The sequence below is a fragment of the Streptomyces sp. NPDC092296 genome, from assembly GCF_044755465.1.
Classification (GTDB): Bacteria; Actinomycetota; Actinomycetes; order Streptomycetales; family Streptomycetaceae; genus Peterkaempfera.
This window is the reverse complement of the sequence record NZ_JBIVRB010000014.1, coordinates 44,941-65,246: the sequence shown is the minus strand read 5'-3', so window position 1 is coordinate 65,246 and position 20,306 is coordinate 44,941. Positions and strand designations below refer to the sequence as shown.

22 protein-coding genes and 1 other RNA gene are annotated in these 20,306 nt (G+C 73.6%); 3 read left to right on the top strand and 20 right to left on the bottom strand.

The features are described from left to right. Positions 1-168: 168 nt before the first annotated feature. The 3 genes from ACIQGZ_RS24190 to ACIQGZ_RS24180 form a co-directional block, all read right to left on the bottom strand. Positions 169-1,809: a beta-N-acetylhexosaminidase gene (locus tag ACIQGZ_RS24190; RefSeq protein ID WP_402605265.1), complete on the bottom strand. Its 1,641-nt coding sequence runs from the start codon at positions 1,807-1,809 to the stop codon at positions 169-171. 67 nt (positions 1,810-1,876) lie between these two features. Then, positions 1,877-2,173, bottom strand: coding sequence for a DUF3039 domain-containing protein (locus ACIQGZ_RS24185; protein WP_402605263.1), 297 nt, complete (start codon positions 2,171-2,173; stop codon positions 1,877-1,879). 112 nt (positions 2,174-2,285) lie between these two features. Beyond that, on the bottom strand, positions 2,286-2,864 hold the full coding sequence (locus ACIQGZ_RS24180) for a YqgE/AlgH family protein (RefSeq protein ID WP_402605261.1): 579 nt from the start codon (positions 2,862-2,864) through the stop codon (positions 2,286-2,288). Positions 2,865-3,219: 355 nt separating this feature from the next. Between ACIQGZ_RS24180 and murA the strand changes: the two genes are divergently transcribed. Then, positions 3,220-4,548: a UDP-N-acetylglucosamine 1-carboxyvinyltransferase gene (murA, locus tag ACIQGZ_RS24175; RefSeq protein WP_402605258.1), complete on the top strand. Its 1,329-nt coding sequence runs from the start codon at positions 3,220-3,222 to the stop codon at positions 4,546-4,548. A gap of 67 nt (positions 4,549-4,615) precedes the next feature. Here the strand turns inward: murA and ACIQGZ_RS24170 are convergent, their stop codons facing one another. From ACIQGZ_RS24170 to ACIQGZ_RS24155, 4 genes are all read right to left on the bottom strand, one after another. Next, positions 4,616-5,050 carry a PIN domain-containing protein gene (locus tag ACIQGZ_RS24170; protein WP_402605255.1) on the bottom strand — a complete coding sequence of 145 codons (435 nt, stop codon included), beginning with the start codon at positions 5,048-5,050 and terminating at the stop codon, positions 4,616-4,618. Further along, positions 5,047-5,307: a CopG family transcriptional regulator gene (locus tag ACIQGZ_RS24165; RefSeq protein WP_402605253.1), complete on the bottom strand. Its 261-nt coding sequence runs from the start codon at positions 5,305-5,307 to the stop codon at positions 5,047-5,049. The genes ACIQGZ_RS24170 and ACIQGZ_RS24165 overlap by 4 nt, the downstream gene beginning before the upstream one ends. A 130-nt stretch (positions 5,308-5,437) precedes the next feature. Next, positions 5,438-5,719, bottom strand: a complete 282-nt coding sequence (locus ACIQGZ_RS24160; protein ID WP_055585110.1) for an HU family DNA-binding protein — start codon at positions 5,717-5,719, stop codon at positions 5,438-5,440. A gap of 417 nt (positions 5,720-6,136) precedes the next feature. Then, complete coding sequence (locus ACIQGZ_RS24155) at positions 6,137-7,615, bottom strand: NAD-dependent malic enzyme (protein ID WP_402605250.1); 1,479 nt, start codon at positions 7,613-7,615, stop codon at positions 6,137-6,139. 232 nt (positions 7,616-7,847) lie between these two features. Here ACIQGZ_RS24155 and ACIQGZ_RS24150 point away from each other — a divergent pair, with 232 nt between their 5' ends. After that, positions 7,848-8,051 (top strand): cold-shock protein, encoded by a 204-nt coding sequence (locus tag ACIQGZ_RS24150; protein ID WP_402605247.1) that lies wholly within the window; start codon positions 7,848-7,850, stop codon positions 8,049-8,051. A 266-nt stretch (positions 8,052-8,317) separates the two neighbouring features. Here ACIQGZ_RS24150 and ACIQGZ_RS24145 read toward each other — a convergent pair whose 3' ends face one another. The 13 genes from ACIQGZ_RS24145 to ftsE form a co-directional block, all read right to left on the bottom strand. Next, a complete protein-coding gene (locus tag ACIQGZ_RS24145; protein WP_402605244.1) occupies positions 8,318-10,654 on the bottom strand; it encodes a HelD family protein in 2,337 nt (778 codons plus the stop codon). A gap of 234 nt (positions 10,655-10,888) precedes the next feature. Continuing rightward, the gene (locus ACIQGZ_RS24140; protein WP_402605241.1) at positions 10,889-12,745 is read right to left on the bottom strand and encodes a complex I subunit 5 family protein; all 1,857 of its coding nucleotides are present in this window, start codon (positions 12,743-12,745) and stop codon (positions 10,889-10,891) included. Then, positions 12,742-13,086, bottom strand: coding sequence for a sodium:proton antiporter (locus ACIQGZ_RS24135; RefSeq protein WP_402605238.1), 345 nt, complete (start codon positions 13,084-13,086; stop codon positions 12,742-12,744). Before ACIQGZ_RS24135 ends, ACIQGZ_RS24140 begins: the two co-directional genes overlap by 4 nt. Further along, a complete protein-coding gene (locus ACIQGZ_RS24130; protein WP_402605235.1) occupies positions 13,083-13,829 on the bottom strand; it encodes an MnhB domain-containing protein in 747 nt (248 codons plus the stop codon). Before ACIQGZ_RS24130 ends, ACIQGZ_RS24135 begins: the two co-directional genes overlap by 4 nt. Further along, positions 13,826-14,101: a hydrogenase subunit MbhD domain-containing protein gene (locus ACIQGZ_RS24125; protein WP_402605231.1), complete on the bottom strand. Its 276-nt coding sequence runs from the start codon at positions 14,099-14,101 to the stop codon at positions 13,826-13,828. Before ACIQGZ_RS24125 ends, ACIQGZ_RS24130 begins: the two co-directional genes overlap by 4 nt. Then, positions 14,098-14,406, bottom strand: a complete 309-nt coding sequence (locus ACIQGZ_RS24120) for a cation:proton antiporter (protein WP_402605228.1) — start codon at positions 14,404-14,406, stop codon at positions 14,098-14,100. Before ACIQGZ_RS24120 ends, ACIQGZ_RS24125 begins: the two co-directional genes overlap by 4 nt. Beyond that, positions 14,403-14,756 carry a monovalent cation/H+ antiporter complex subunit F gene (locus ACIQGZ_RS24115; RefSeq protein WP_402605225.1) on the bottom strand — a complete coding sequence of 118 codons (354 nt, stop codon included), beginning with the start codon at positions 14,754-14,756 and terminating at the stop codon, positions 14,403-14,405. The genes ACIQGZ_RS24120 and ACIQGZ_RS24115 overlap by 4 nt, the downstream gene beginning before the upstream one ends. Beyond that, the gene (locus ACIQGZ_RS24110) at positions 14,753-15,226 is read right to left on the bottom strand and encodes a hypothetical protein (RefSeq protein WP_402605222.1); all 474 of its coding nucleotides are present in this window, start codon (positions 15,224-15,226) and stop codon (positions 14,753-14,755) included. Before ACIQGZ_RS24110 ends, ACIQGZ_RS24115 begins: the two co-directional genes overlap by 4 nt. A 168-nt stretch (positions 15,227-15,394) precedes the next feature. Continuing rightward, positions 15,395-15,766: a transfer-messenger RNA gene (gene ssrA / locus ACIQGZ_RS24105) on the bottom strand. A 181-nt stretch (positions 15,767-15,947) separates the two neighbouring features. Further along, positions 15,948-16,424, bottom strand: coding sequence for an SsrA-binding protein SmpB (gene smpB, locus ACIQGZ_RS24100; RefSeq protein WP_402605219.1), 477 nt, complete (start codon positions 16,422-16,424; stop codon positions 15,948-15,950). Positions 16,425-16,467: 43 nt separating this feature from the next. After that, positions 16,468-17,757, bottom strand: coding sequence for a S41 family peptidase (locus tag ACIQGZ_RS24095; protein ID WP_402605216.1), 1,290 nt, complete (start codon positions 17,755-17,757; stop codon positions 16,468-16,470). 144 nt (positions 17,758-17,901) lie between these two features. Continuing rightward, positions 17,902-18,810, bottom strand: a complete 909-nt coding sequence (gene ftsX / locus ACIQGZ_RS24090) for a permease-like cell division protein FtsX (RefSeq protein WP_402605213.1) — start codon at positions 18,808-18,810, stop codon at positions 17,902-17,904. 65 nt (positions 18,811-18,875) lie between these two features. Further along, entirely contained in the window at positions 18,876-19,565 is a 690-nt protein-coding gene (gene ftsE, locus ACIQGZ_RS24085) for a cell division ATP-binding protein FtsE (protein WP_402605210.1), read from the bottom strand. A gap of 453 nt (positions 19,566-20,018) precedes the next feature. Between ftsE and ACIQGZ_RS24080 the strand changes: the two genes are divergently transcribed. After that, on the top strand, positions 20,019-20,210 hold the full coding sequence (locus ACIQGZ_RS24080) for a hypothetical protein (RefSeq protein ID WP_402605208.1): 192 nt from the start codon (positions 20,019-20,021) through the stop codon (positions 20,208-20,210). The last annotated feature ends 96 nt before the right edge of the window (positions 20,211-20,306 follow it).

The window sequence follows — 20,306 nt, the reverse complement described above, 5'->3', positions numbered from 1 at the left end:
TGGCACAGAATGCACGGTGATCATCTACGGGGTGCGGCGCCGCCCCGCCGCGCGCGGAGCGGCGCCGCCGTCAAAGGCTCCGCAACCCGGACGGACCGGGCGCGGGTGATCACGGCTGTTCCTACGGACGGGCCGGTGCGGTGGTTCCCCGGCCGGCCGGCGCGTATGTCACACGTTGGGGGGAAGGCCGTCGATCGGCCGCCCCACGACCCCGGGCCAGCGCTGCCAGGGGTGCGGGCCGCCGGGCGGGCGGTACTCCACGCCCAGCGCGTCCAGCCGGGCGTAGTGGGACGCCATCCGGCGCTCGAACCCGGCGACGTCCCGCTCCCCGGGATCGGCGGGCAGCCGGGACCAGGCCACCTCCGCGAAGGCCGCGAGCCGGGGGAACAGCCGGTAGTCGACGTCCCGGGAGCCGTCGGCCATCTCGCTCCACAGGTTGGCCTGGGTGCCGATCACCCGGCGGGCGGCCGCCGGGTCGGCGCGCAGCCGCGGCGGCACCGGTTCGAAGCGGTAGACGTCCGCGAGGGTGCGTACGAAGCCGACGGGGATCGGCTCGTCGTCGCCCGGGGCCTGCCGGTGGTCGAGGTAGACCTGCTGCTCGGGGCAGATCACCACGTCGTGGCCGGCCAGCGCGGCCGCCACCCCGCCCGCGTAGCCGCGCCAGGAGGAGACGGCGGCGCCCTCGGCGAGGCCCCCTTCGAGGATCTCGTCCCAGCCGATCAGCCGCCGGCCGCGCTCGGCCAGCCAGCGGTCGAAGTGCCGGATGATCCAGCTCTGCAGCGCGTCCTCGTCGGCCAGGCCCAGCTGCCGGATGCGGGCCTGGGCGGCGGGGCTGGCCCGCCACTGCTCCTTGGGGCACTCGTCGCCGCCCAGGTGGACGAAGGTGGAGGGGAAGATCTCCAGCACCTCCGCCAGCACCTGCTCGTAGAAGCGCAGGGTGGCGTCCTCGGCGTTGAGGACGTTGGGGCTCACCCCCCAGTCCGTCCAGGGGCGCAGCGCGCCGGTGTCCACCACGTCGGTGTTGCCCAGCTCGGGGTAGGCGGCGATGGCGGCCTGGGAGTGGCCGGGGATGTCGATCTCGGGGACGACGGTGATCTGCCGCTCGGCGGCGTACGCGACGATCTCCCGCAGGTCGTCCTGGGTGTAGCAGCCGCCGTGCGGGCGGTCGTCGCGGCGGTCGCCGTCGCGGAAGCCGACCATGGACCGCTCGCGCCAGCCGCCGACCTCGGTCAGCCGGGGGTGGCGGCGGATCTCGATCCGCCAGCCCTGGTCGTCGGTGAGGTGGAGATGGAGCACATTGAGCTTGTGGGCGGCCATCAGGTCGACGTAGCGCAGCACGTCCCGCTTGGGCAGGAAGTGCCGGGCGACGTCCAGCATCAGGCCGCGCCAGCCGAAGCGGGGGGCGTCCTCGATCTGGCAGATCGGCAGCCGCCAGCGGTGCTCGCCGGGCAGCGGGGCGCGCCGGTACGCGTCCGGGCCGAGCAGCTGGCGCAGGGTCTGGGCGCCCCAGAAGACCCCGGCCGGGCCGCCGCCGAAGACGTCGGTGCCGTTGGGCGAGACCCTGATCTGGTAGCCCTCGGGGCCCAGCTCCTCGGTGACCAGCGGGTGGACGGCGAGCCGCAGCGCATCACCGGGCGCGGCCTCGTGCGGGGACAGCCGGAAGCCGGTGGCCGCGCCCAGCTCGGCGCGCAGCCACCGCTCGGCCTGTTCGGCGCCGGGGCCTGCGGACAGCGCGGTGTCCGGTCCGAGGGCGACGCACTTGCCGTCCCCGTACCGGTGGGCGTCCAGCGGGGCAGGTATCAGGTCCATACGGCTCATCCTGCCCCGCTGTACACGATTGGCATAGACCAATCCGCAGCCGTCCGGCCGACCGGCGTCAGCCCTTGCCGCCGCCCTTGCCGCTCTTGTCCTTGTCCCCGCCGCCGCGCGGCATGGACTCGAAGATCTCCTTGCACATCGGGCAGACCGGGTACTTCTTCGGGTCGCGGCCCGGTACCCACACCTTGCCGCAGAGCGCGACCACCGGCGAGCCGGAGAGCGCGCTCTCCATGATCTTGTCCTTCTGGACGTAGTGCGCGAAGCGCTCGTGGTCGCCGTCCCCCTGGGAAACCTGGGGAGTCGGCTCGACGAGGGTGCCGGTGCCGAGGCCGCGCTCGGGCTCAAGAGTGCTCATACGACCCAAGTTTAGGTGCGCGCGGACCGGAGGACACCAGCCCGGTCGCACGGTTCCGCCGCCGGACCGACCCGGTCGGCCCGACCCGGTCCGCCCCCGGTGGCCGGGCCGGTCAGTTGAGGCTCGGATCATCCGGGTAGGTGGCCATCATGGCCAACTCGCCGCGCTGCCGGCGCAGCACCGAGCGCCACAGCCGGTCCGGCTCCGGGCTGGAGACGTCCCCCGGCTCGCAGTCCACCAGGTACCAGGCGCCGTCGATCAGCTCGTCCTCCAGCTGGCCCGGCGACCAGCCCGCGTACCCGGCGAAGACCCGCAGCGAGCCCAGCTCGGCGGCCAGCAGCTCGGGCGGCGCCTCCAGGTCGACCAGCCCGATGGCGCCGTGCACCCGCCGCCAGCCGAGCGGGTCCTCCTCGGTCGGCTCACCGGGCACCACGGCCAGCGCCAGCGCGGAGTCCAGCGCCACCGGGCCGCCCTGGAACACCACGGCGGGGGCGCCGGCCAGTGGCGCCCACGGTTCGAGCACGGCGGCCACCTCCACCTCGGAGGGCCGGTTGAGCACCACCCCGAGCGACCCCTCCTCGTCGTGGTCGAGGAGGAGCACCACGGCGCGCTCGAAGTTGGGGTCGGTCAGCGCGGGCGTTGCGACAAGCAGCCGTCCGGTGAGCGAGGAGACCTCGGTCATGCTGGACATGATCCCGCATGACGGCGTCGCACGGACAGCCGACGCGGCCGCAGGGCGGCCCCGGAGCGCCGGGAGACGGCCGGGATCGGCCAAGATCGTCCACCGGGCGGGCCGCCGTGAGGTACCTCACACCGACTCCGGCCACCTGGGGGTTTCGGCCGCCCGCCGCGAGGGCCGCCGCAGACGGGAACCGGGCGCGGGAGCATTACCATCTTCAGGGTGTGGTGGGCCCGCAGAAGCGACGGGCGCCTCCGCCGAGGGCCGGTGCGGCCCTCCCGCCCTCCCCGTAGCCCGGCACCGGGCACGAGGGACCCCTGCGAGCATCACCCCCGCCCCGACCGCACACCCCGGGAATGCGAGAAACATGACCGACGACGTCCTGCTTGTCCACGGCGGCACCCCGCTGGAGGGCGAGATCCGTGTCCGCGGCGCGAAGAACCTCGTGCCCAAGGCCATGGTCGCCGCCCTGCTCGGCCACGAGCCGAGCCGACTGCGCAACGTCCCCGACATCCGGGACGTCAAGGTCGTCCGCGGCCTGCTCCAGCTGCACGGCGTCACCGTCCGCCCCGGCGAGGAGGTGGGCGAGCTGATCCTCGACCCCTCGCACGTGGAGAGCGCCAACGTCGCGGACATCGACGCCCACGCCGGCTCGTCCCGCATCCCGATCCTGTTCTGCGGCCCGCTGCTGCACCGGCTCGGCCACGCCTTCATCCCCGGGCTGGGCGGCTGCCACATCGGGGACCGGCCGGTCGACTTCCACCTGGACGTGCTGCGCCAGTTCGGCGCGGTGGTGGAGAAGAACGCCGAGGGCCTCTACCTCACCGCCCCGCAGCGGCTGCGCGGCACCAAGATCCGGCTGCCCTACCCGTCGGTCGGCGCCACCGAGCAGGTGCTGCTCACCGCCGTGCTGGCCGAGGGCGTCACCGAGCTGGCCAACGCCGCCATCGAGCCGGAGATCGTGGACCTCATCTGCGTGCTACAGAAGATGGGCGCCATCATCTCCATGGGCACCGACCGCACCATCCTGATCACCGGCGTGGACCGGCTCGGCGGCTACAACCACCGCGCCCTGCCGGACCGGCTGGAGGCCGCCTCCTGGGCCTGCGCGGCGCTGGCGACGCACGGCGACATCTATGTGCACGGCGCCCGCCAGCTGGAGATGATGACCTTCCTCAACACCTTCCGGAAGGTCGGCGGCGCCTTCGAGGTGGACGACGAGGGCATCCGCTTCTGGCACCCCGGCGGCGAGCTCAACGCCATCGCGCTGGAGACCGACGTCCACCCGGGCTTCCAGACCGACTGGCAGCAGCCGCTGGTGGTGGCGCTCACCCAGGCCACCGGGCTGTCCATCGTCCACGAGACGGTGTACGAGTCGCGGCTCGGCTTCACCTCCGCGCTCAACCAGATGGGCGCCCACATCCAGCTCTACCGCGAGTGCCTGGGCGGCACCCCCTGCCGCTTCGGCCGCCGCAACTTCCAGCACTCCGCCGTGGTCTCCGGCCCCAGCAAGCTGCACGGCGGCGAGCTGGTCATCCCCGACCTGCGCGGCGGCTTCTCGTACCTCATCGCCGCACTCGCGGCCCAGGGCACCTCCACGGTGCACGGCATCGACCTGATCAACCGGGGCTACGAGAACTTCATGGACAAGCTCCGCGCCCTCGGCGCCAGCGTCGAACTCCCCACCACCGCCTGACCCCCACCACCTGACCCCCGCCCCCGCGCCGGGCCCCGGAACCTCCCGGGGCCCGGCGCGGCCGTCCCTACAGGTCGAACGGCAGCAGCCGGAACGTCTTGTGCGCACCGAGCGGACGCACGGCCCGGAAGTCCCGCTGGTCCAGGGTCAGCACCAGGTCCGTCCGGAACTCGGCGGCGAGCACGACGTTCACCGCGTCCACCAGGTCGAGGTCCAGCGCTGCGTAGCGGGCGCGCAGCCCTTGGGCGGCGTCGATCCCCGCCGTCGTGATCTCTGGCATCACCACTCTCCCGGCGCGGGACCAGCGGCGGATGTCGTCGATGATCTCCATGGCCGCGTCGCGCCCGAACTCGCGGGTCACGACATGGTCGATCTCCGCGAGCGCCAGCGGCGAGAGAACGACCACCCCCGCCTCGGACAGCGCGCTGGCGCAGGCGTCGGCCTCGGCGGCGTTCTCGTCGTACGCGGCCAGAATCCCCGAGGTGTCGGCGATGAGGATCACGCCGCGTCCTCCGCACCGGGCTTACGGCCCACCGCGTCGACCACCGCGTCCCGGACCGTCTCCTTGACCGCCGGGCGCCCCGAACCGTGGAACCGCCGACTGACGAACGGCTCGTCCCACTCACGGTTCGCCATGGCCGCCAGGTGGATGGCCTCTCGGATTATCTCCGCCTCGGAGACTCCCTGGCGGGCCGCAGCCTCCTTGATGATCGCCAGGTCGTCGACGTCGGCGTAGACATTGGTCCGCTTGAGAGTCATGTACTTAGCCTAGTACAGGGCCGGAAGCGCGGCCCAAGCCCGAGGCCGGGGCGGGCGCCCTCCGGGGAGGGGCCCGCCCCGGCCTCGGGGTGGAGCGGTCGGGCGGGGCGCGGAGCCCGGCCCGGGGGGATCACTTGCCGGAGGCCGAGGCCTTCAGCTTGGAACCGGCGGAGACCTTCACGCTGTAGCCGGCCGGGATCTGGATCGGGTCGCCGGTCTGCGGGTTGCGGGCGGTGCGCGCGGCGCGGTGGGTGCGCTCGAAGGTCAGGAAGCCGGGGATGGTGACCTTCTCGTCGCCCTTGGCGACGATGTCGCCCACGACCTCGGCGAAGGCGGCCAGGACGGCGTCCGCGTCCTTGCGCGTCACCTCGGCGCGCTCGGAGAGCGCGGCCACCAGCTCACTGCGGTTCATGTGTACTCCTGTGGTCTGTTCGCGTCACGGTTTCCGGGGGGCCCGAGGGGGCTCCCGGCTCGGTCACCGATCCGCACGTTGCGGTGGGCAGGGGTCCGATCCGCTGTCCCAGGCCGGGTCCGCCGCCTGCCCGGGACGAATCCTGCCCCCACCAGCACCGAGAAAGCCAATCCAGCACCCGGGAGAGTCACACGAACAGCGCCCGTCCGCCGGGACGGTGACGCGCCGTCCGCGACCGCCGCGACGGAGGCGGCGCTCGGCTGACTCTCGCCGGACACCGAAGGCGGATGTTCCGTACTTGTCGGACACGCCGCGCCGGTGCAGGGCTACCGTACGCCCTGGCACTGACAACCCCAAAAGCCCCCTGCCCTTGTGTCGCAAGGGAAAACGCGCCGCTCAGCGGCCGGGGCCGGCCTGTCAGAGCGCCGGGGCCACCCCGTCGCCGCTCTCGGTGATGCCGACGGTGCCCGCCGGGACGTGCACCGGGGCGCTGCCGGTGGCCTGTGCGGCCTCCCGTACGGCGGCGGCCACCGTCTTGGCCACGTCCGGGTGGAAGACGCTCGGAACGATGTAGTTGGCGTTGAGCTGATCGGACTGCACGGTGGCCGCCAGCGCCCGCGCGGCGGCCAGCATCATCTCGGTGTTGACGGTGCGGCTCTGGGCGTCCAGCAGGCCCCGGAAGACCCCCGGGAAGACCAGCACGTTGTTGATCTGGTTGGGGAAGTCGCTGCGGCCGGTGGCCACCACGGCGGCGGTCTGCCGGGCCACCGCCGGGTCGACCTCGGGGTCCGGGTTGGCCAGCGCGAAGACCACCGCGCCGTCGGCCATGGCGGCCACGTCGTCGCCGTCCAGCACATTGGGGGCGGAGACGCCGATGAAGACGTCGGCGCCGCGCACCGCGTCCTTCAGGGTGCCGGTGACGCCGTCCGGGTTGGTGTGCTCGGCGATCCAGCGCAGCGCGGTGCCGTCGGCGGCGGTGCCCAGGTCCTCGCGGCCGCAGTGGACCACGCCGTGCACGTCCGCCACCACGGCGTGTCGCACACCGGCGGCCAGCAGCAGCTTGAGGATGGCGGTGCCGGCCGCGCCCGCGCCGGACATCACCACCCGCACCCGGCCGATGTCCTTGCCGACCACCCGCAGCGCGTTGGTGAGCGCGGCGAGCACCACGATGGCGGTGCCGTGCTGGTCGTCGTGGAAGACCGGGATGTCCAGCGCCTCGCGCAGCCGCGCCTCGATCTCGAAGCAGCGGGGCGCGGAGATGTCCTCCAGGTTGATGCCGGCGAAGCCGGGCGCGATCGCCTTGACGATCTCCACGATCTGGTCGGTGTCCTGGGTGTCCAGGCAGAGCGGCCAGGCGTCGATCCCGGCGAACCGCTTGAACAGCGCCGCCTTGCCCTCCATCACCGGCAGCGCCGCCTTGGGGCCGATGTTGCCGAGGCCCAGCACGGCCGAGCCGTCGGTGACCACGGCGACGGTGTTGCGCTTGATGGTGAGGCGGCGGGCGTCGTCGGGGTTCTCCGCGATGGCCATGCAGACCCGGGCGACACCCGGGGTGTAGATCATGGAGAGGTCGTCGCGGTTGCGGATGGGGTGCTTGGCGGACATCTCGATCTTGCCGCCGAGGTGCATCAGGAAGGTACGGTCGGAGACCTTGCCGATGGAGACGCCGTCGATCGCGCGCAGCTTCTCCACGATCTCCTCGCCGTGGGCCACCGAGGAGGCCGCCACGGTGACGTCGATCCGCAGCCGCTCATGGCCGGAGGCCGTGACGTCGAGGCCGGTGACCGACCCGCCGGAGGACTCCACCGCAGTCGTGATCATGCTGACGGCGTTGCCCCTGGCGGGCAGCTCCATCCGCACCGTGATCGAGTTCGACACACTGGGCACCGTCGCCATTGACGTCCTTCTTCCGTGCTTCGCTTCGCACACCATCTGTGCTGTTTAGGGCTCCGATGCTGCCACCTACCACCTGGTAGCCGAAAACCAGGTCCCGTACGGCCCCGAGCGGCCCGGTCACTCCTTTGCAGTACGCCCGTCGGCGGGTCCATGAAACGGACATCTCGGGCGCCTATGCTCTGGGAGACCGCCGGAGCGGCGGCAGCCAGGCGCAGCAAGGCAGGGACAGGACATGGCTGAGGGCAAGGTCAAGTGGTTCAACGCGGAGAAGGGCTACGGCTTCATCGAGCAGGACGGAGGCGGCCCGGACGTCTTCGTCCACTTCTCCGCCATCGAGGGCAGCGGCTACCGGGAGCTCGTGGAGAACCAGCGGGTCGAGTTCGACGTCACCCCGGGGCAGAAGGGCCCGCAGGCCGAGCGGGTCCGCCTGATCTAGGCGGCGCCCCGGTGGGCGGGCCCGGCCCGGTGCCGGGTGCGCCGAACGGGGGTGGCGCGGGAAATCTCGCGCGACGGGAATGGTGCGCGGTGCCCATGGGTTAGTCTGGATACGGCACCGGCTCGATCCAAGCCCCCGGGCCCAACCTTAGTCGCTTCGAGCGACCACTTGCCGCGAGGCGAGCATGGCGGGTCGGTGTCACAGACCTGGAAGCGGCCGGGTCCCTCCTTCGGGAGGGGCCCGGCCGTTCCGCGTCCGCGCGGTGCTCAGCGCAGCAGCGCCGGCACCCCCTCGCTGTCCGGCAGGTCGTCCGGCCCGCAGAGCACCGTGAGCCGCTGGGTGGCCCGGGTGAGCGCCACGTACAGCACCCGCAGCCCGGCCTCCGACTCACCGGCGATGCCGGTCGGGTCGGCCACCACCGTCGCGTCGTACTCCAGGCCCTTGGCCTCCAGGCTGCCCAGCGCCACCGTGCGGTCCCCCAGCCCGGCGATCCAGCCGGCCGCCTCCGCCCGGCGCTCCATCGGCACCACCACGGCCACCGTGCCGTCGACCTCGGCCAGCAGCCGCTCCACCTCGGCGCGGGCCGCGGCGGCCAGCTGCCCGTCCTGGTCGGCCGCCGCCGCGAAGCGCGGGACGACGCCGGTGGAGCGCACCGCCGTGGGCGACGGCGTGCCGGGCGCGGCCAGGGCCAGCACCCGGGCGGCCACCTCGGCGATCTCCGCCGGGTTCCGGTAGTTGGTGGTCAGGGTGTAGCGGCGGCGGGGCTTGCCGCCGAGCACCTCGTCCATCGCCTCCCGGGCCTCCGAGGGGCTGGGCCAGGAGGACTGCGCCGGGTCCCCGACGATGGTCCAGGTGGCCTGCCGGGCGCGGCGGCCGACCATCCGCCACTGCATGGGCGTGAGGTCCTGCGCCTCGTCCACGATGACGTGGGCGTACTCGGTGCGCTCCACCGGGCCGTCGCGGCGGGAGCGGTCCCGGGAGATCCGGTCGGCGTACGTGGTGACCTCGTCCAGCCCGGTGAGCTGGTCGGTGGGGTCGACCTCCCTGGTACGCGGCCGGGCGGCCTCGCCCAGCAGCAGCCGCAGCTCGTCCACCAGCGCCACGTCGTGCGCGGAGAGCGCGCCGCTGCCGTCGTCGGCCAGGTGCCGCCAGGAGGCGGCCAGCAGCCGCACCTCCTCCGGGGTGAGCACCCGGCGGGCGATCCGGCCCAGGGCGCGGGCGCCCTCGCCGTCGGCGGCGCGCGGGCCCCGGGCGCGCAGGGTCGCCAGCACCCGGCGGGGGGTCAGCGGCGGCCACCAGGCCCGCAGGAAGTCCAGGAAGGCGTCGTCGTCCGAGAGGTACTCGTCGAAGGACTCCCGCTCCTCCTGCCAGCGCTCCCGCTCCGCCCGGTCGGCGGGCCGGGGGCGGTGCCGGGTGGCCTCGCCCCAGAGGGCGTCCAGCAGCAGCCGGCGGGCGCGCGGGCGCAGCAGGTTGACCGGGGTGGTGCCGCCCAGCACGGTGCGGCGCACCTCCCGCAGCCGGCCGGCGTCCAGCCGCAGCACCTGGCCGAGTGCGACGACCCGCAGCTCCGCCGGGGTGTCGGGGGTGTCCAGCGCCGCTCGGGCGGCGTGCCGCAGCACCTGCACCATCCGGGAGGAGCCCTTGATCCTGGCGGCCTCGGGGGTGTCGTACGTGGTGGCCTCGACGCCGTCCACCAGGCTGCCGACCGCGCGGATGGCGACCTGGCCCTCCTCGCCGAGCGACGGCAGCACGCCCTCGGTGTAGGCGACCAGCAGCGGCGTCGGGCTGACCACCAGGATGCCGCCCGCGTAGCGGCGGCGGTCCTGGTAGAGCAGGTACGCGGCGCGGTGCAGGGCGACGGCGGTCTTGCCGGTGCCGGGGCCGCCGGTGACCAGGGTGGCGCCGGCGGCGGGGGCCCGGATGACCTCGTCCTGCTCCTTCTGGATGGAGGAGACGATGTCCCGCATGGTGTGCGAGCGGGCCCGCCCGAGCGAGGCCATCAGCGCGCCGTCCCCGACCACGGCGAGGTCGGTCGGCAGGTCGGGCCGGAGCAGGTCGTCCTCGACGCCCACCACCCGGCGGCCCTTGGAGCGGATCACCCGGCGGCGCACCACCCGGCCGGGCTCGACCGGCGTGGCGCGGTAGAACGGCGCGGCGGCGGGGGCCCGCCAGTCGATCACCAGCGGGCCGTACTCGGCGTCCAGTACGCCCAGCCTGCCGATGTGCAGGGTCTCCGCGATGGTCGGGTCGTCGGGGTCGAGCGGGGTCTGCGAGGGGACGCCGTGCTCCTCCGGGCTGTCCGCCTGCTGGAGGTCGATCCGGCCGAAGAGGAAGTCCTCGAACTCGCTGTTGAGCCGGTGCAGGTGGGCGCCGGCCCGGTACACCTGGGCGTCGCGCTCGGCGAGCGCGCCCGGGGTGCCGACCTGGACCCGCTTGGCGGCGTCCTCAAGGAGGTACTCGGCCTCCGCGAGCTTCTCCTCCAGTCGGCGGTAGACCACGTCGAGGTGCCGCTGCTCCTCCGCGATCTCGCGGTCGCGGACGGTCTCGTGCGGGTCGGCCGAGGCCGTGGTGGTGGTGTGCTGGGCTGTGCCGTGCGCGCCCAAGGAGCCCCCTGTCGTACGTCCTGCTGAGGTGCGGAACTGCGGTGCGGATAGGTGCTGCGTCCGGTGGCCAACACATCGCGGGCCGCCCGGATTCCCCCGATTCGTCCACCGGAGGCCACCGGTGGAGGGAAGCAGCGGACAGAAGATCGTACGTCGCGGCGGCGCCGCTGTCCGCTTCCGGGCTCCGATCGGGGCGGCGTTCTCGCCATCCGCCCCTCGGCCGGGGGCGGCGGGTCAGCGCAGACCGGTGCTCAGCGCGACCAGCAGCACGGCGGTGCCGGCCGTCAGCCAGGCCAGGTAGTCCCCGAGGTGGCCGGAGTGCAGCCGGCGCAGCGGGCTCCAGCCGGCCGCCAGCGCGCGGGCCCGCCGCGCCGCCCGGGGGAAGATCCGGCGGCCCTGGACGGCGCAGCCCGCCAGCGCGCAGGCGACGGCGGCGGAGAGCAGGCCCAGCGCGGCGCCGGAGCCCGTCCAGCCGGTGGGCGGCGCGGCGGGCGCCGGGTGGGCCGGGCCGCCCAGCACGGCGGCGAGGTAGCCGGCCCGGTCGGTGAACCCGGCGGCGGCGCGGGCCACGCCGCCGGTCGGGGCCAGGCCCAGCGCCAGCGCGCCGGCCAGCAGCACGGCGGGTACCGCCAGCATCGGGCGGGGGATGCGCCGGGACGGGTCGGTGATCTCCGGCTCCTCGCCGCCGCCGGTGGTCTCCGGGCGGTCGGTGGGGCGCTCCACCGGCTGCGGCCCGGCCCCGGCGAAGATCCGCAGTGCGACCCGCAGCACCGCTCCCCCGGTCACGGCGGAGACCAGCAGGTAGACCACCGGCAGCCACGGCTGGTACTCCCCGGCGGCATGCTCGGCGACGGCCTTGCCCAGCCCGAGCCCGAACGGCGGCAGCCCGGCCAGCGCCAGCGCGGCGAGGGCGAACAGCGCACCGGTGACCGGCATGTCCCGGGCCCGGCCGTGCAGCCCGTGCTCGTCCACCGAGCCGTGCCGGTCCAGCAGCACCCCCGTCCAGCCGAACAGGGCGGCCTTCACCCCGGCGTGCCCGAGGACGTACAGCGCGGTGCCCGCCGCCGCCCCGGGCGCGAACAGGGCCGCACCGGCCAGGAACAGCCCGGTGTGCGCCACGGTGGAGAAGGCCAGCAGCCGCTTGAGGTGGCGCTGCTGCCAGCACATCGCGGCGCCGACCAGCGCGGTGAGCACCCCGGCGGCCAGCAGCAGCGGCCGGACGGTGTCCTGCGGTACGCCGCCGGGCCCGGCGAAGGCCACCGAGTACACCCGGGCGACCCCGTACAGGCCCAGCTCCACCATCACGCCGGAGAGCAGCATGCAGACCGGGGTGGGCGCGACCGCGTGCGCGTCGGGCAGCCAGAAGTGGAACGGTACGACGGCGGCCTTGACCAGCAGCGCCACCAGCACCAGGCCGAGCGCGACGGCCAGCAGCGCGTCCCGGCGCGGGTGGTCGTCCAGCGCCCGGCCGAGCTGGGCGAACCCCAGCTCCCCGGTGCGGGCGTAGACCAGGCCGATGCCCAGCAGCGAGGTGTACGCGGCGAGCGAGGTGACCGCGCCGAAGGTCAGCGCGCCCTGGAGCGGGCGGGGGTCCTCCACGTGGAAGCCGGTGAGGGCGTAGCCGACCACGCTCATCAGCTCGAAGAAGACGAAGGCGTTGAAGAGGTCGCCGGTGAGGGCGAAGCCGCACATCCCCGCCTCGAAGAGCAGCAGCAGCGCGGGGAAGGTGCCGGGGTGGCCGCTGGCGGGCTCGTCGAAGTACCGCCAGGAGTAGCAGAGCACCGCCAGCACCAGCGTCGCGGCCAGCAGCGCGAGGCCGATCCCGATCCCGTCGCCGACCAGCACGATGCCCACGCCGTGGCCGTGCACCGGCCGCCAGCCGCCCAGCCACTCCACGGTGCGCCGGTCGCCGGACCGCAGCAGCAGCGCCGCCAGGTCGGCCACGGTGGCGGTGGCGCAGACGGTGGCCAGCGTGTCGGTGGCGGTCCGGGGCAGCCACCGTCCGGCGAGGGCCGACAGCGTCGCGCCCAGCAGCGGCAGCGCGACGGCCAGCGGCAGCAGGTCGGCCGTGGCCGGTCCGGCGCCGCTCACCCCCGGAGCTCCGAGAGCCGCTCCGGGTCGACGGTGCCGTGCCGCTTGCGGATCTGGACGACCAGGGAGAGCAGCAGCGCGGTGACGGTCGCGCCGACCACGATGTCGGTGAGGACGAGCGCCTGCACCACCGGGTCGACCACGGGCGTGCCGGGGCCGATCCCGGCGAAGACCGGCGCGGTGCCGCCCCGGCGGTAGCCGACGCCGAGCAGCAGCACATAGGTGGAGGACTGGGCCACCGCCAGGCAGCCCACGGCGTGCACCAGGTTGCGGCTGGTGGCCATCCCGTACACGCCGACCAGGAAGATCCAGCCGGCCACCAGGAACGGAAGGACGGTCATCGGCGGTGGTCCTCCTCGGGGGAGTCGATCTCGATCGCCTGGTCGAGGAAGCGGGAGAGCAGCACCACGATCCCGGAGGCCACCTCGATGCCCACCACCGCGTTGAGCACCGGTACCAGGCCGCCGGAGGCCAGCTGCCCGAAGGTGCCCAGCGGCAGGGTGTTGGCCAGGTAGGCGCTGCCACCGGCCAGGCCGACCAGGCCGAGCGCGGCGAACGCCCCGGCGCCGAGCGCGTCCGCGACGGAGACCACGGTCAGCGGCCGGATGCGGGCCAGCGCCCGGTAGTCGGCGGCGACGTACGCCAGGTGCAGCGCGGTGGCCAGGATCACCCCGCCCTGGAAGCCGCCGCCGGGGGTGAGCTGGCCGTGCGCCACGACGTACCAGCCAGTCAGTACGGTGAGCGGCAGCAGCGCGGCGCCCAGCAGCCGGGTGGCGGGCAGGACGTGTCCGGGGGCGGGCTCGGTCTCCCGCTCGTCGCGGGCCCGGCGCAGCAGCACCACGGCGCCGAGCACCGCCGCGAAGAGGATGGACTCCTCCACCAGGGTGTCGAAGGCCCGCTGGTCGAAGTTGACCGCCGAGATGGCGTTGGCGGTGTGGTGCCGGAGCGCGGCGGCCACCGACCGGGCGCCGTAGGGGTGGTCCCGGGTGCCGAACGGCGGCAGTCCGCCGACGGCCGCCGTCCAGTACCCGGCGAGCACGGCGCAGGAGGCGAGCAGCAGCCGCAGCCGGGCGGTGCGGCTCATCCGGCGCCCCCGTCGCGGTCGCGGCCCTTGCCGCCCCGGCGCAGCCTGCGGACGGTGAGCAGGATCAGCAGCGGCGTCACCGCGGAGCCCACGGCCAGCTGGGAGAGCGCCACGTCGGGGGCCTGGAGCACGGTGAACAGCACCGCGAGCACCACACCGAGCACCGCCAGCAGCACGGCCTGCCGGACCGGCTCCCGGGTGAGGGCGGCGGCGGTGGCCGCAGCGGCGGTGAGCAGCAGCGCGGCGGCGATCAGGACGTCGGTGGGGCTCACTCGGGGGCGTCCTTCCGCAGCAGGCGCTGCTGCTGGGCGGTGGCGCGGCCGATCGCCATGGTGGTGACGGCCCCGCCCGCAGCCAGCAGCACCGCGATGAAGAGCAGCTTCACGGCGGCGCGGCCCGGCCCGGTGTCCACCGCGAGGGCGACCGCCACCAGCGGCGCGCCGAGCGACCCGGCGGGCGACAGGGCGTGCAGCCGGGCGTACGGGCCGGGCAGCACCAGCAGGGCGAGCGCGGAGAGCAGCAGGACGGCGATGCCGCAGACCAGCAGGGCGAGGGCGACCAGGTGGCGGGGGGTCACCGCCGCTCCCCCGCGCCCGTACCGCTGCTGCCCGTACCGCTGCTGCCCGAACCGCTGCTGCCCGAACCGCTGCTGCCCGGCTCCGCTCGCGCTGCGGAGTCGCCGCCCAGGAAGCGGGCGAAGACCAGCGTCCCGGTGGGGGTGAGCACCGCCAGCACCAGCGCCACATCGGTGTAGGCGGCGGCCCGGTCGAAGCCCTGGGCGAGCAGCAGCAGTACCGCGCAGCCCGCCGGCCCGGCCAGCGCCAGCCCGGCCAGCCGGGCGGCCGCGGTGCCCCGGCAGGCGGCGGCCAGCGCCGGGCCCAGGGCGGCGACCAGCAGGACGGTGGCGGCCGACAGCCAGGCGTTCACCGGGCGCCCGCCGGGCCGTCGGCCGCCTGGATGGCGCGCTGGACGGCGGACGGCCGGGCGCCGAGCAGGTGGACCGTCAGCTCCGGGCCGTCGGCGTCCAGGACGCACGATCCGGGGGTGCTGGAGAGCAGCGCGGACGCCCAGGCGCCGCCGGCGTCGGGCCGCAGCCGCACCCGGTGGACGCCGCCGTGCCGGGGCCGCCCGCGCAGCGTGGCGGCCACCGCGCCGGCCAGCTGCCCGGTCTCGGCCAGCAGGGTGCCGGGCCAGGCGGCCCCGGCCGCCACCGCCCGGCCGAACCGGCCGGTGCGGGCGTCGGCGGCCCGCCGCACGGCGTGCGCCCCGGCCGCGCCGAGCGCCGAGCCGACGGCGCCCACCACCAGCTCCAGGGTGCCGACACTGCTGATGAAGACCGTGTACAGCGCGAGCAGCAGCACCCACCAGCCGAGCAGCTCGCCGATCGCCCGCCCCATCGGTCCTCCTCGCCCCGCGCGGTGACGTACCGGACCCGTCTACCCGCACTCCGCGACCGGATGCCCTCCCCCGGGCGGCGTGCCGCCGCAGGCAACCCGCTCGGCGCAGCCGGGAAACGCGCGATGGCCGCCTTCCGGGTGGAAGACGGCCATCGCGTACATGGGGTGTGGTGGAGGTGCCGGGAATCGAACCCGGGTCCTGTGGAGTTGATTCAGGGCTTCTCCGAGCGCAGTCTGCTGTGATTTTCTCAGCCCCGGCAGTCACGCAGACAAGCTGCCGACGGGCTCAGTTACTGTTTGATGTTCCGGACGGCCCCGTAACCGGGCCGGACGGTGAGTTCCCTAGCTGATGCCAGGGTCCGGGTCGGGAACACACCCGGTCTGACACCTTCGGTACTCGCTGCTCAGGCAGCGAGAGCGAAGGAATCGCTCTTGGAGTTGGCGATTATTTTTTTGCGGCAGATGGTTAACGAGATCATTGCCGCGTTCCTCGGCTCGCTTCCCCTGTTTCGACATCCCCAGTCGAAACCGATCACCCCCATGTTTTGTTTTCAAGCAGCTCCGGCCGGCCCTCTCCACGGCGCCTGCCGGTGCATCGCCCATCGTACGGTCCAACGTGCGGCCGGTCCAGTTGATTCCGGTGCCCTGCCGACGGGTCGGCCGGGCCGGTCAGCTGGGCCGGTCAGCTGGGCCGGTCAGCCGGGCCGGTCGGCCGGGCCGGTCAGCCGGTGCGCCGGTTGGCGCGGGCGAAGGCACGGGCCGTCTCGCGCTTGTCCTGCTTCTCGCGGAGCGCCTGCCGCTTGTCGTACAGCTTCTTGCCGACCGCGACCGCCAGCTCCAGCTTCACCCTGCCGTCCTTGAAGTAGAGCGACAGCGGGACCAGCGTGTGGCCGGTCTCCTTGGTCTTCGCCTCCAGCTTGCGGATCTCCATCCGGTGCAGCAGCAGCTTGCGCTTGCGCCGCGCCGAGTGGTTGGTCCACGTCCCCTGGGTGTACTCGGGGATGAACACGTTGTCGATCCACGCCTCACGGCCGCTGATGTAGGCGTAGCCGTCGGTGAGGTTGGCCCTGCCCTCGCGAAGTGACTTCACCTCCGTACCGGTGAGCACCATGCCGCACTCGTAGGTGTCGAGGATGGTGTACTCGTGCCGCGCCTTCTTGTTCTGCGCGATGAGCTTGCTTCCCTTTTCCTTTGCCATAGCGCCGATATTGTCGCATCCGGCGCGCCCGGACGGGAGCCCATTACGGCCGGGACGGCTCGCTGCGGCCGCCGCCGAGCCCGGAGAGCACCGTCAGCGCCAGTTGCTCGGCCTGCGCGGGGCCCGACCGGGCGGGGACGGAGACGTCCGGCACGATGCCGGTGCCGTCCGGGGAGCGGCCGGCCGGGGTGTAGTAGCGGCCCACGGTCAGCTCCAGCACCGAGCCGTCGGCCAGCCGGCTGGGCTCCTGGACGGTGCCCTTGCCGAAGGTGCGGCTGCCGACCACCACCGCGCGGCAGCGGTCCTGGAGCGCCCCGGCCAGCAGTTCGGCCGCGCTCATGGTGCCGCTGTCCACCAGCACCACCAGCGGGGTGGCGGTGTCGCCGCCCGGTTCGGCGGTCAGTTCCCGGTCGACGCCGCGCACCTGGTACGTGCCGACCGGCCCGCCGTCCAGGAAGGCGGAGGCGGCGGCGACGGCCTCGGCCAGCAGGCCGCCGGAGTTGCCCCGCAGGTCGAGGACGACGCCGCCGTGCCTGGCGCCGTCGGCCGCCCGCCGCCGGGCGGCGGTGTGCAGCGCGTCGGCCACCTCGGCGCCGACGCCGCTGGTGAAGGCGGCCACCGCGATCCTGGTGACATCCGGCCCCGGGTGGTCCACGGTGACGTCCTGGGTGGCCAGCACGGTGCGGCGCAGGGTGACCTCGCGGACCGGGGAGCTGCCGCTGCGTACGGCCAGGGTGACGGTGGAGCCGGCCTCGGCGCCGCCGCCGGTGAGCGGAGTGGCGCGGCCGTCCGGGGCCTCGCGGCTGGCCCGGTCCCCGCCGCCCGGCCCGCCGTCGTCGTCCCCGCCGTCGCCGTCCCCGCCGTCGCCGTCCCCGGTGCCGCGCAGCCGGGCCACCACCTCGGTCACCGGCATCCGGTCGGCCGGTGCGCCGTCGATCCGCAGCAGCCGGTCGCCGGCCCGGATGCCCGCCCGCGCCGCCGGGGTGCCCTGCTGGACCCGGGAGACGGCGACGCCGTCCTGCTCCCGGCGCACCCAGAGGCCGACCCCGACGTAGGCGCCGTCCAGGCTCTGCGCGAAGTCCGCGTACTCCCCGGGGCTGTAGTAGGCCGCCCAGCGGTCGCCGCTCTCGCCGACCAGCCGCCGCGCCTCCGCGGGGGTGAGGTCCCGCCCGGCCGGGTCGACAGCGGCGGCGTACGCGGCGACGCCGTGCCGGGGCGCGGGCCCGGCCGACTGACCCCAGGCGCCGGTGGCGGCACCGGTGGCGAGCACCGCACCGAACACCAGCGACAGGGTGGCGCCCTGACGCATCCGACGAGACGACGTACCGGACATGGCTCTGGAGTGTAGGACAAGCGACGTGCCCTGACGGAGCACCAGGTCACCGGGGAGCGGCGGCGTCACGGTACGCGATCGGGCCCCGACCCCCGGTGTCACCGGGGGTCGGGGCCCGATCCGTGCGCGGACCACCGGGGTCCGTCAAACCTTCAGGTACTTGCGCAGTGTGAAGAACGCGGCCACCGCCGCCATCGCGATACCGATCACCACCAGCAGCGGGATCACCCGCAGCACCTCGGGCAGGCCGATGAAGACCACGGACTGCACCCGGGGCTGGAGCCAGTCCTGCACGAAGACGTTGCCCAGCAGCAGCAGCCCGGAGGCCAGCGCCGCGCCGAGCAGCGCGGCGAACGCTGCCTCCGCGATGAACGGCATCTGCACATAGAAGTTGGAGGCGCCGACCAAGCGCATGATGCCCGTCTCGCGGCGGCGGCTGAAGGCCGACACCCGGACGGTGTTGACGATCAGCAGCAGCGCCACGAAAACCATCAGCGCCATCATCACGAACGCCGCGGTTTGGAGGCCGTTGAGCAGACTGAAGAGGTTGTCCAGGATCTTGCGCTGGTCCTCCACCGACTGCACGCCGGCCTTGCCGTCGAAGGCGCTGGCGATGACGTCGTACTGCTTGGGGTCCTTGAGCTTGACCCGGAAGGACTCGGGCAGCCCGGAGGCGCCGACGACGCTGGCCAGCGGGTTGTCCGGGTTGAGCTCCTTCCAGTGCTTGTACGCGTCCTGCCGGTTCTCGAACTGGACCTCCGCGACGACCGGCAGCTTCTCCAGATCGGCCTTGATCTCGGCCTTCTGCTGGTCGGTGGCGGCGCCGCCGGAGCAGGCGACATACCTGGTGGCGTCGTCCTTGTTGCAGAGGTAGACGGCCACCTGAACCTTGTCGTACCAGTACCCCTTCATGGAGTTGACCTGGTCACGGACGAGGAAACTCGCACCCGCGAGGGCGAGCGAGAGCGCCACACTCACCACGACCGCGACGGTCATCGTCAGATTGCGCCGGAGTCCTACACCGATCTCCGACATGACGAACTGGGCCCTCATGATGTCCTAGCTGCTGCTCGGGGCGCCGCCGCGGCGGGGTGCGGACGGCGCCGGGATTGCTGTGGTCAGTGCTGGTAGCCGTAGACGCCACGGGACTGGTCGCGGACCAGCAGGCCCTTGTCCAGTTCGATCACGCGCTTGCGCATCTGGTCGACGATGGCCTGGTCGTGGGTGGCCATCAGCACGGTGGTGCCGGTGCGGTTGATCCGGTCGAGCAGCTTCATGATGCCGACCGAGTTCTGCGGGTCCAGGTTGCCGGTGGGCTCGTCCGCGATCAGCAGCATCGGACGGTTCACGAAGGCGCGGGCGATGGCCACGCGCTGCTGCTCACCACCGGAGAGCTCACCGGGCATCCGGTCCTCCTTGCCGGCCAGGCCGACCAGGTCGAGGACCTCGGGGACCACCTTGCCGATGGCGCCCTTGGGCTTGCCGATCACTTCGAGGGCGAAGGCGACGTTCTGGGCGACCGTCTTGTTCGGCAGCAGCCGGAAGTCCTGGAAGACGGTGCCGAGCTGGCGCCGCATGTGGGGGACCTTCCAGTTGGACAGCCGGCCCAGGTCCTTGCCGAGCACGTGCACCGCGCCCTGGCTGGGCCGCTCCTCGCGCAGGATCAGCCGGAGGAAGGTCGACTTCCCGGACCCGGAGGAGCCGACCAGGAAGACGAACTCGCCCCGCTCGATCTCAAGCGAGACATCCATCAGGGCGGGACGGTTCTGCTTCGGATAGGTCTTGGAGACGTTGTCGAATCTGATCACGGCTGCATCACGGTTCGCCAGTCTAGGAGGGTCGGCGGGCGCCTCGTCGCGGATGGGTCCCTCTCCCCTTGGCAGCGGGGCGGAGGGCGGCAGGAGCGGAGTCCACCGCTCCCCCCGGTGGTGGACCCTACGCGAACGGCGGCTCCGCGTGCAGGCGAGCGGAGGGCAAAGGTGGGGGATTTCACGGATGAAAGGGAATAAATCCCGCCTTTCTCCCCGCCGGATTGCCCGGCCGAAGCTGTCCGGCACTCGCCGTTACCCGCCGGTATGCGGTACACGGGCCTGATCCGGCCGGACCTGGCACAGTGGAGGGGACGAACCGAAAGGCCCTCCCCCGTCGTCTCCGCGGCCGGTACCCGTGGGAAAGCCGGCCCCCGTGGGCAGAACAGTCGGTGAAGGACGCGGGAACGAAGCCGCCGATCCGGTGCGTTGGCAGAATGAGGAGGAGATCGCATGACCTGCGACCGTCTGGTGTGCGCCAACTGCGCGGGACCGGTCAACGAGGGGCGCTGCCCGGTGTGCCGGGCCAACCGTGCGCGGTTGCAGCAGCAGAACCCGTTCGCGGGGATCTCGCTCACCACGCTGCTCGCCCTGGTGGCCGCGATGGCCGCCGTGCTGTTCATAGCGCGCCACGCCCTGGCCTGACCCACCCGGGCCCGCCCGCGCACGACAGGGCCCCGGGAGCTACGGCTCCCGGGGCCCTGTCTCGGCGTGCCCGATCCGACGTGGACCGCCCGATGC

Bases quoted from the DNA above. Each gene is read 5' to 3' on its own strand.
- ACIQGZ_RS24185 (WP_402605263.1), bottom strand. From the start codon at position 2,173: ATGAGCACTCTTGAGCCCGAGCGCGGCCTCGGCACCGGCACCCTCGTC.
- ACIQGZ_RS24150 (WP_402605247.1), top strand. From the start codon at position 7,848: ATGGCTGAGGGCAAGGTCAAGTGGTTCAACGCGGAGAAGGGCTACGGC.
- ACIQGZ_RS24160 (WP_055585110.1), bottom strand. From the start codon at position 5,719: ATGAACCGCAGTGAGCTGGTGGCCGCGCTCTCCGAGCGCGCCGAGGTG.
- ACIQGZ_RS24165 (WP_402605253.1), bottom strand. From the start codon at position 5,307: ATGACTCTCAAGCGGACCAATGTCTACGCCGACGTCGACGACCTGGCG.
- ACIQGZ_RS24155 (WP_402605250.1), bottom strand. From the start codon at position 7,615: ATGGCGACGGTGCCCAGTGTGTCGAACTCGATCACGGTGCGGATGGAG.
- ACIQGZ_RS24110 (WP_402605222.1), bottom strand. From the start codon at position 15,226: ATGGGGCGGGCGATCGGCGAGCTGCTCGGCTGGTGGGTGCTGCTGCTC.
- ftsX (WP_402605213.1), bottom strand. From the start codon at position 18,810: ATGAGGGCCCAGTTCGTCATGTCGGAGATCGGTGTAGGACTCCGGCGC.
- murA (WP_402605258.1), top strand. From the start codon at position 3,220: ATGACCGACGACGTCCTGCTTGTCCACGGCGGCACCCCGCTGGAGGGC.
- ACIQGZ_RS24080 (WP_402605208.1), top strand. From the start codon at position 20,019: ATGACCTGCGACCGTCTGGTGTGCGCCAACTGCGCGGGACCGGTCAAC.
- ACIQGZ_RS24180 (WP_402605261.1), bottom strand. From the start codon at position 2,864: ATGTCCAGCATGACCGAGGTCTCCTCGCTCACCGGACGGCTGCTTGTC.
- ACIQGZ_RS24135 (WP_402605238.1), bottom strand. From the start codon at position 13,086: ATGACCGTCCTTCCGTTCCTGGTGGCCGGCTGGATCTTCCTGGTCGGC.
- smpB (WP_402605219.1), bottom strand. From the start codon at position 16,424: ATGGCAAAGGAAAAGGGAAGCAAGCTCATCGCGCAGAACAAGAAGGCG.
- ACIQGZ_RS24190 (WP_402605265.1), bottom strand. From the start codon at position 1,809: ATGGACCTGATACCTGCCCCGCTGGACGCCCACCGGTACGGGGACGGC.
- ACIQGZ_RS24130 (WP_402605235.1), bottom strand. From the start codon at position 13,829: ATGAGCCGCACCGCCCGGCTGCGGCTGCTGCTCGCCTCCTGCGCCGTG.
- ACIQGZ_RS24095 (WP_402605216.1), bottom strand. From the start codon at position 17,757: ATGTCCGGTACGTCGTCTCGTCGGATGCGTCAGGGCGCCACCCTGTCG.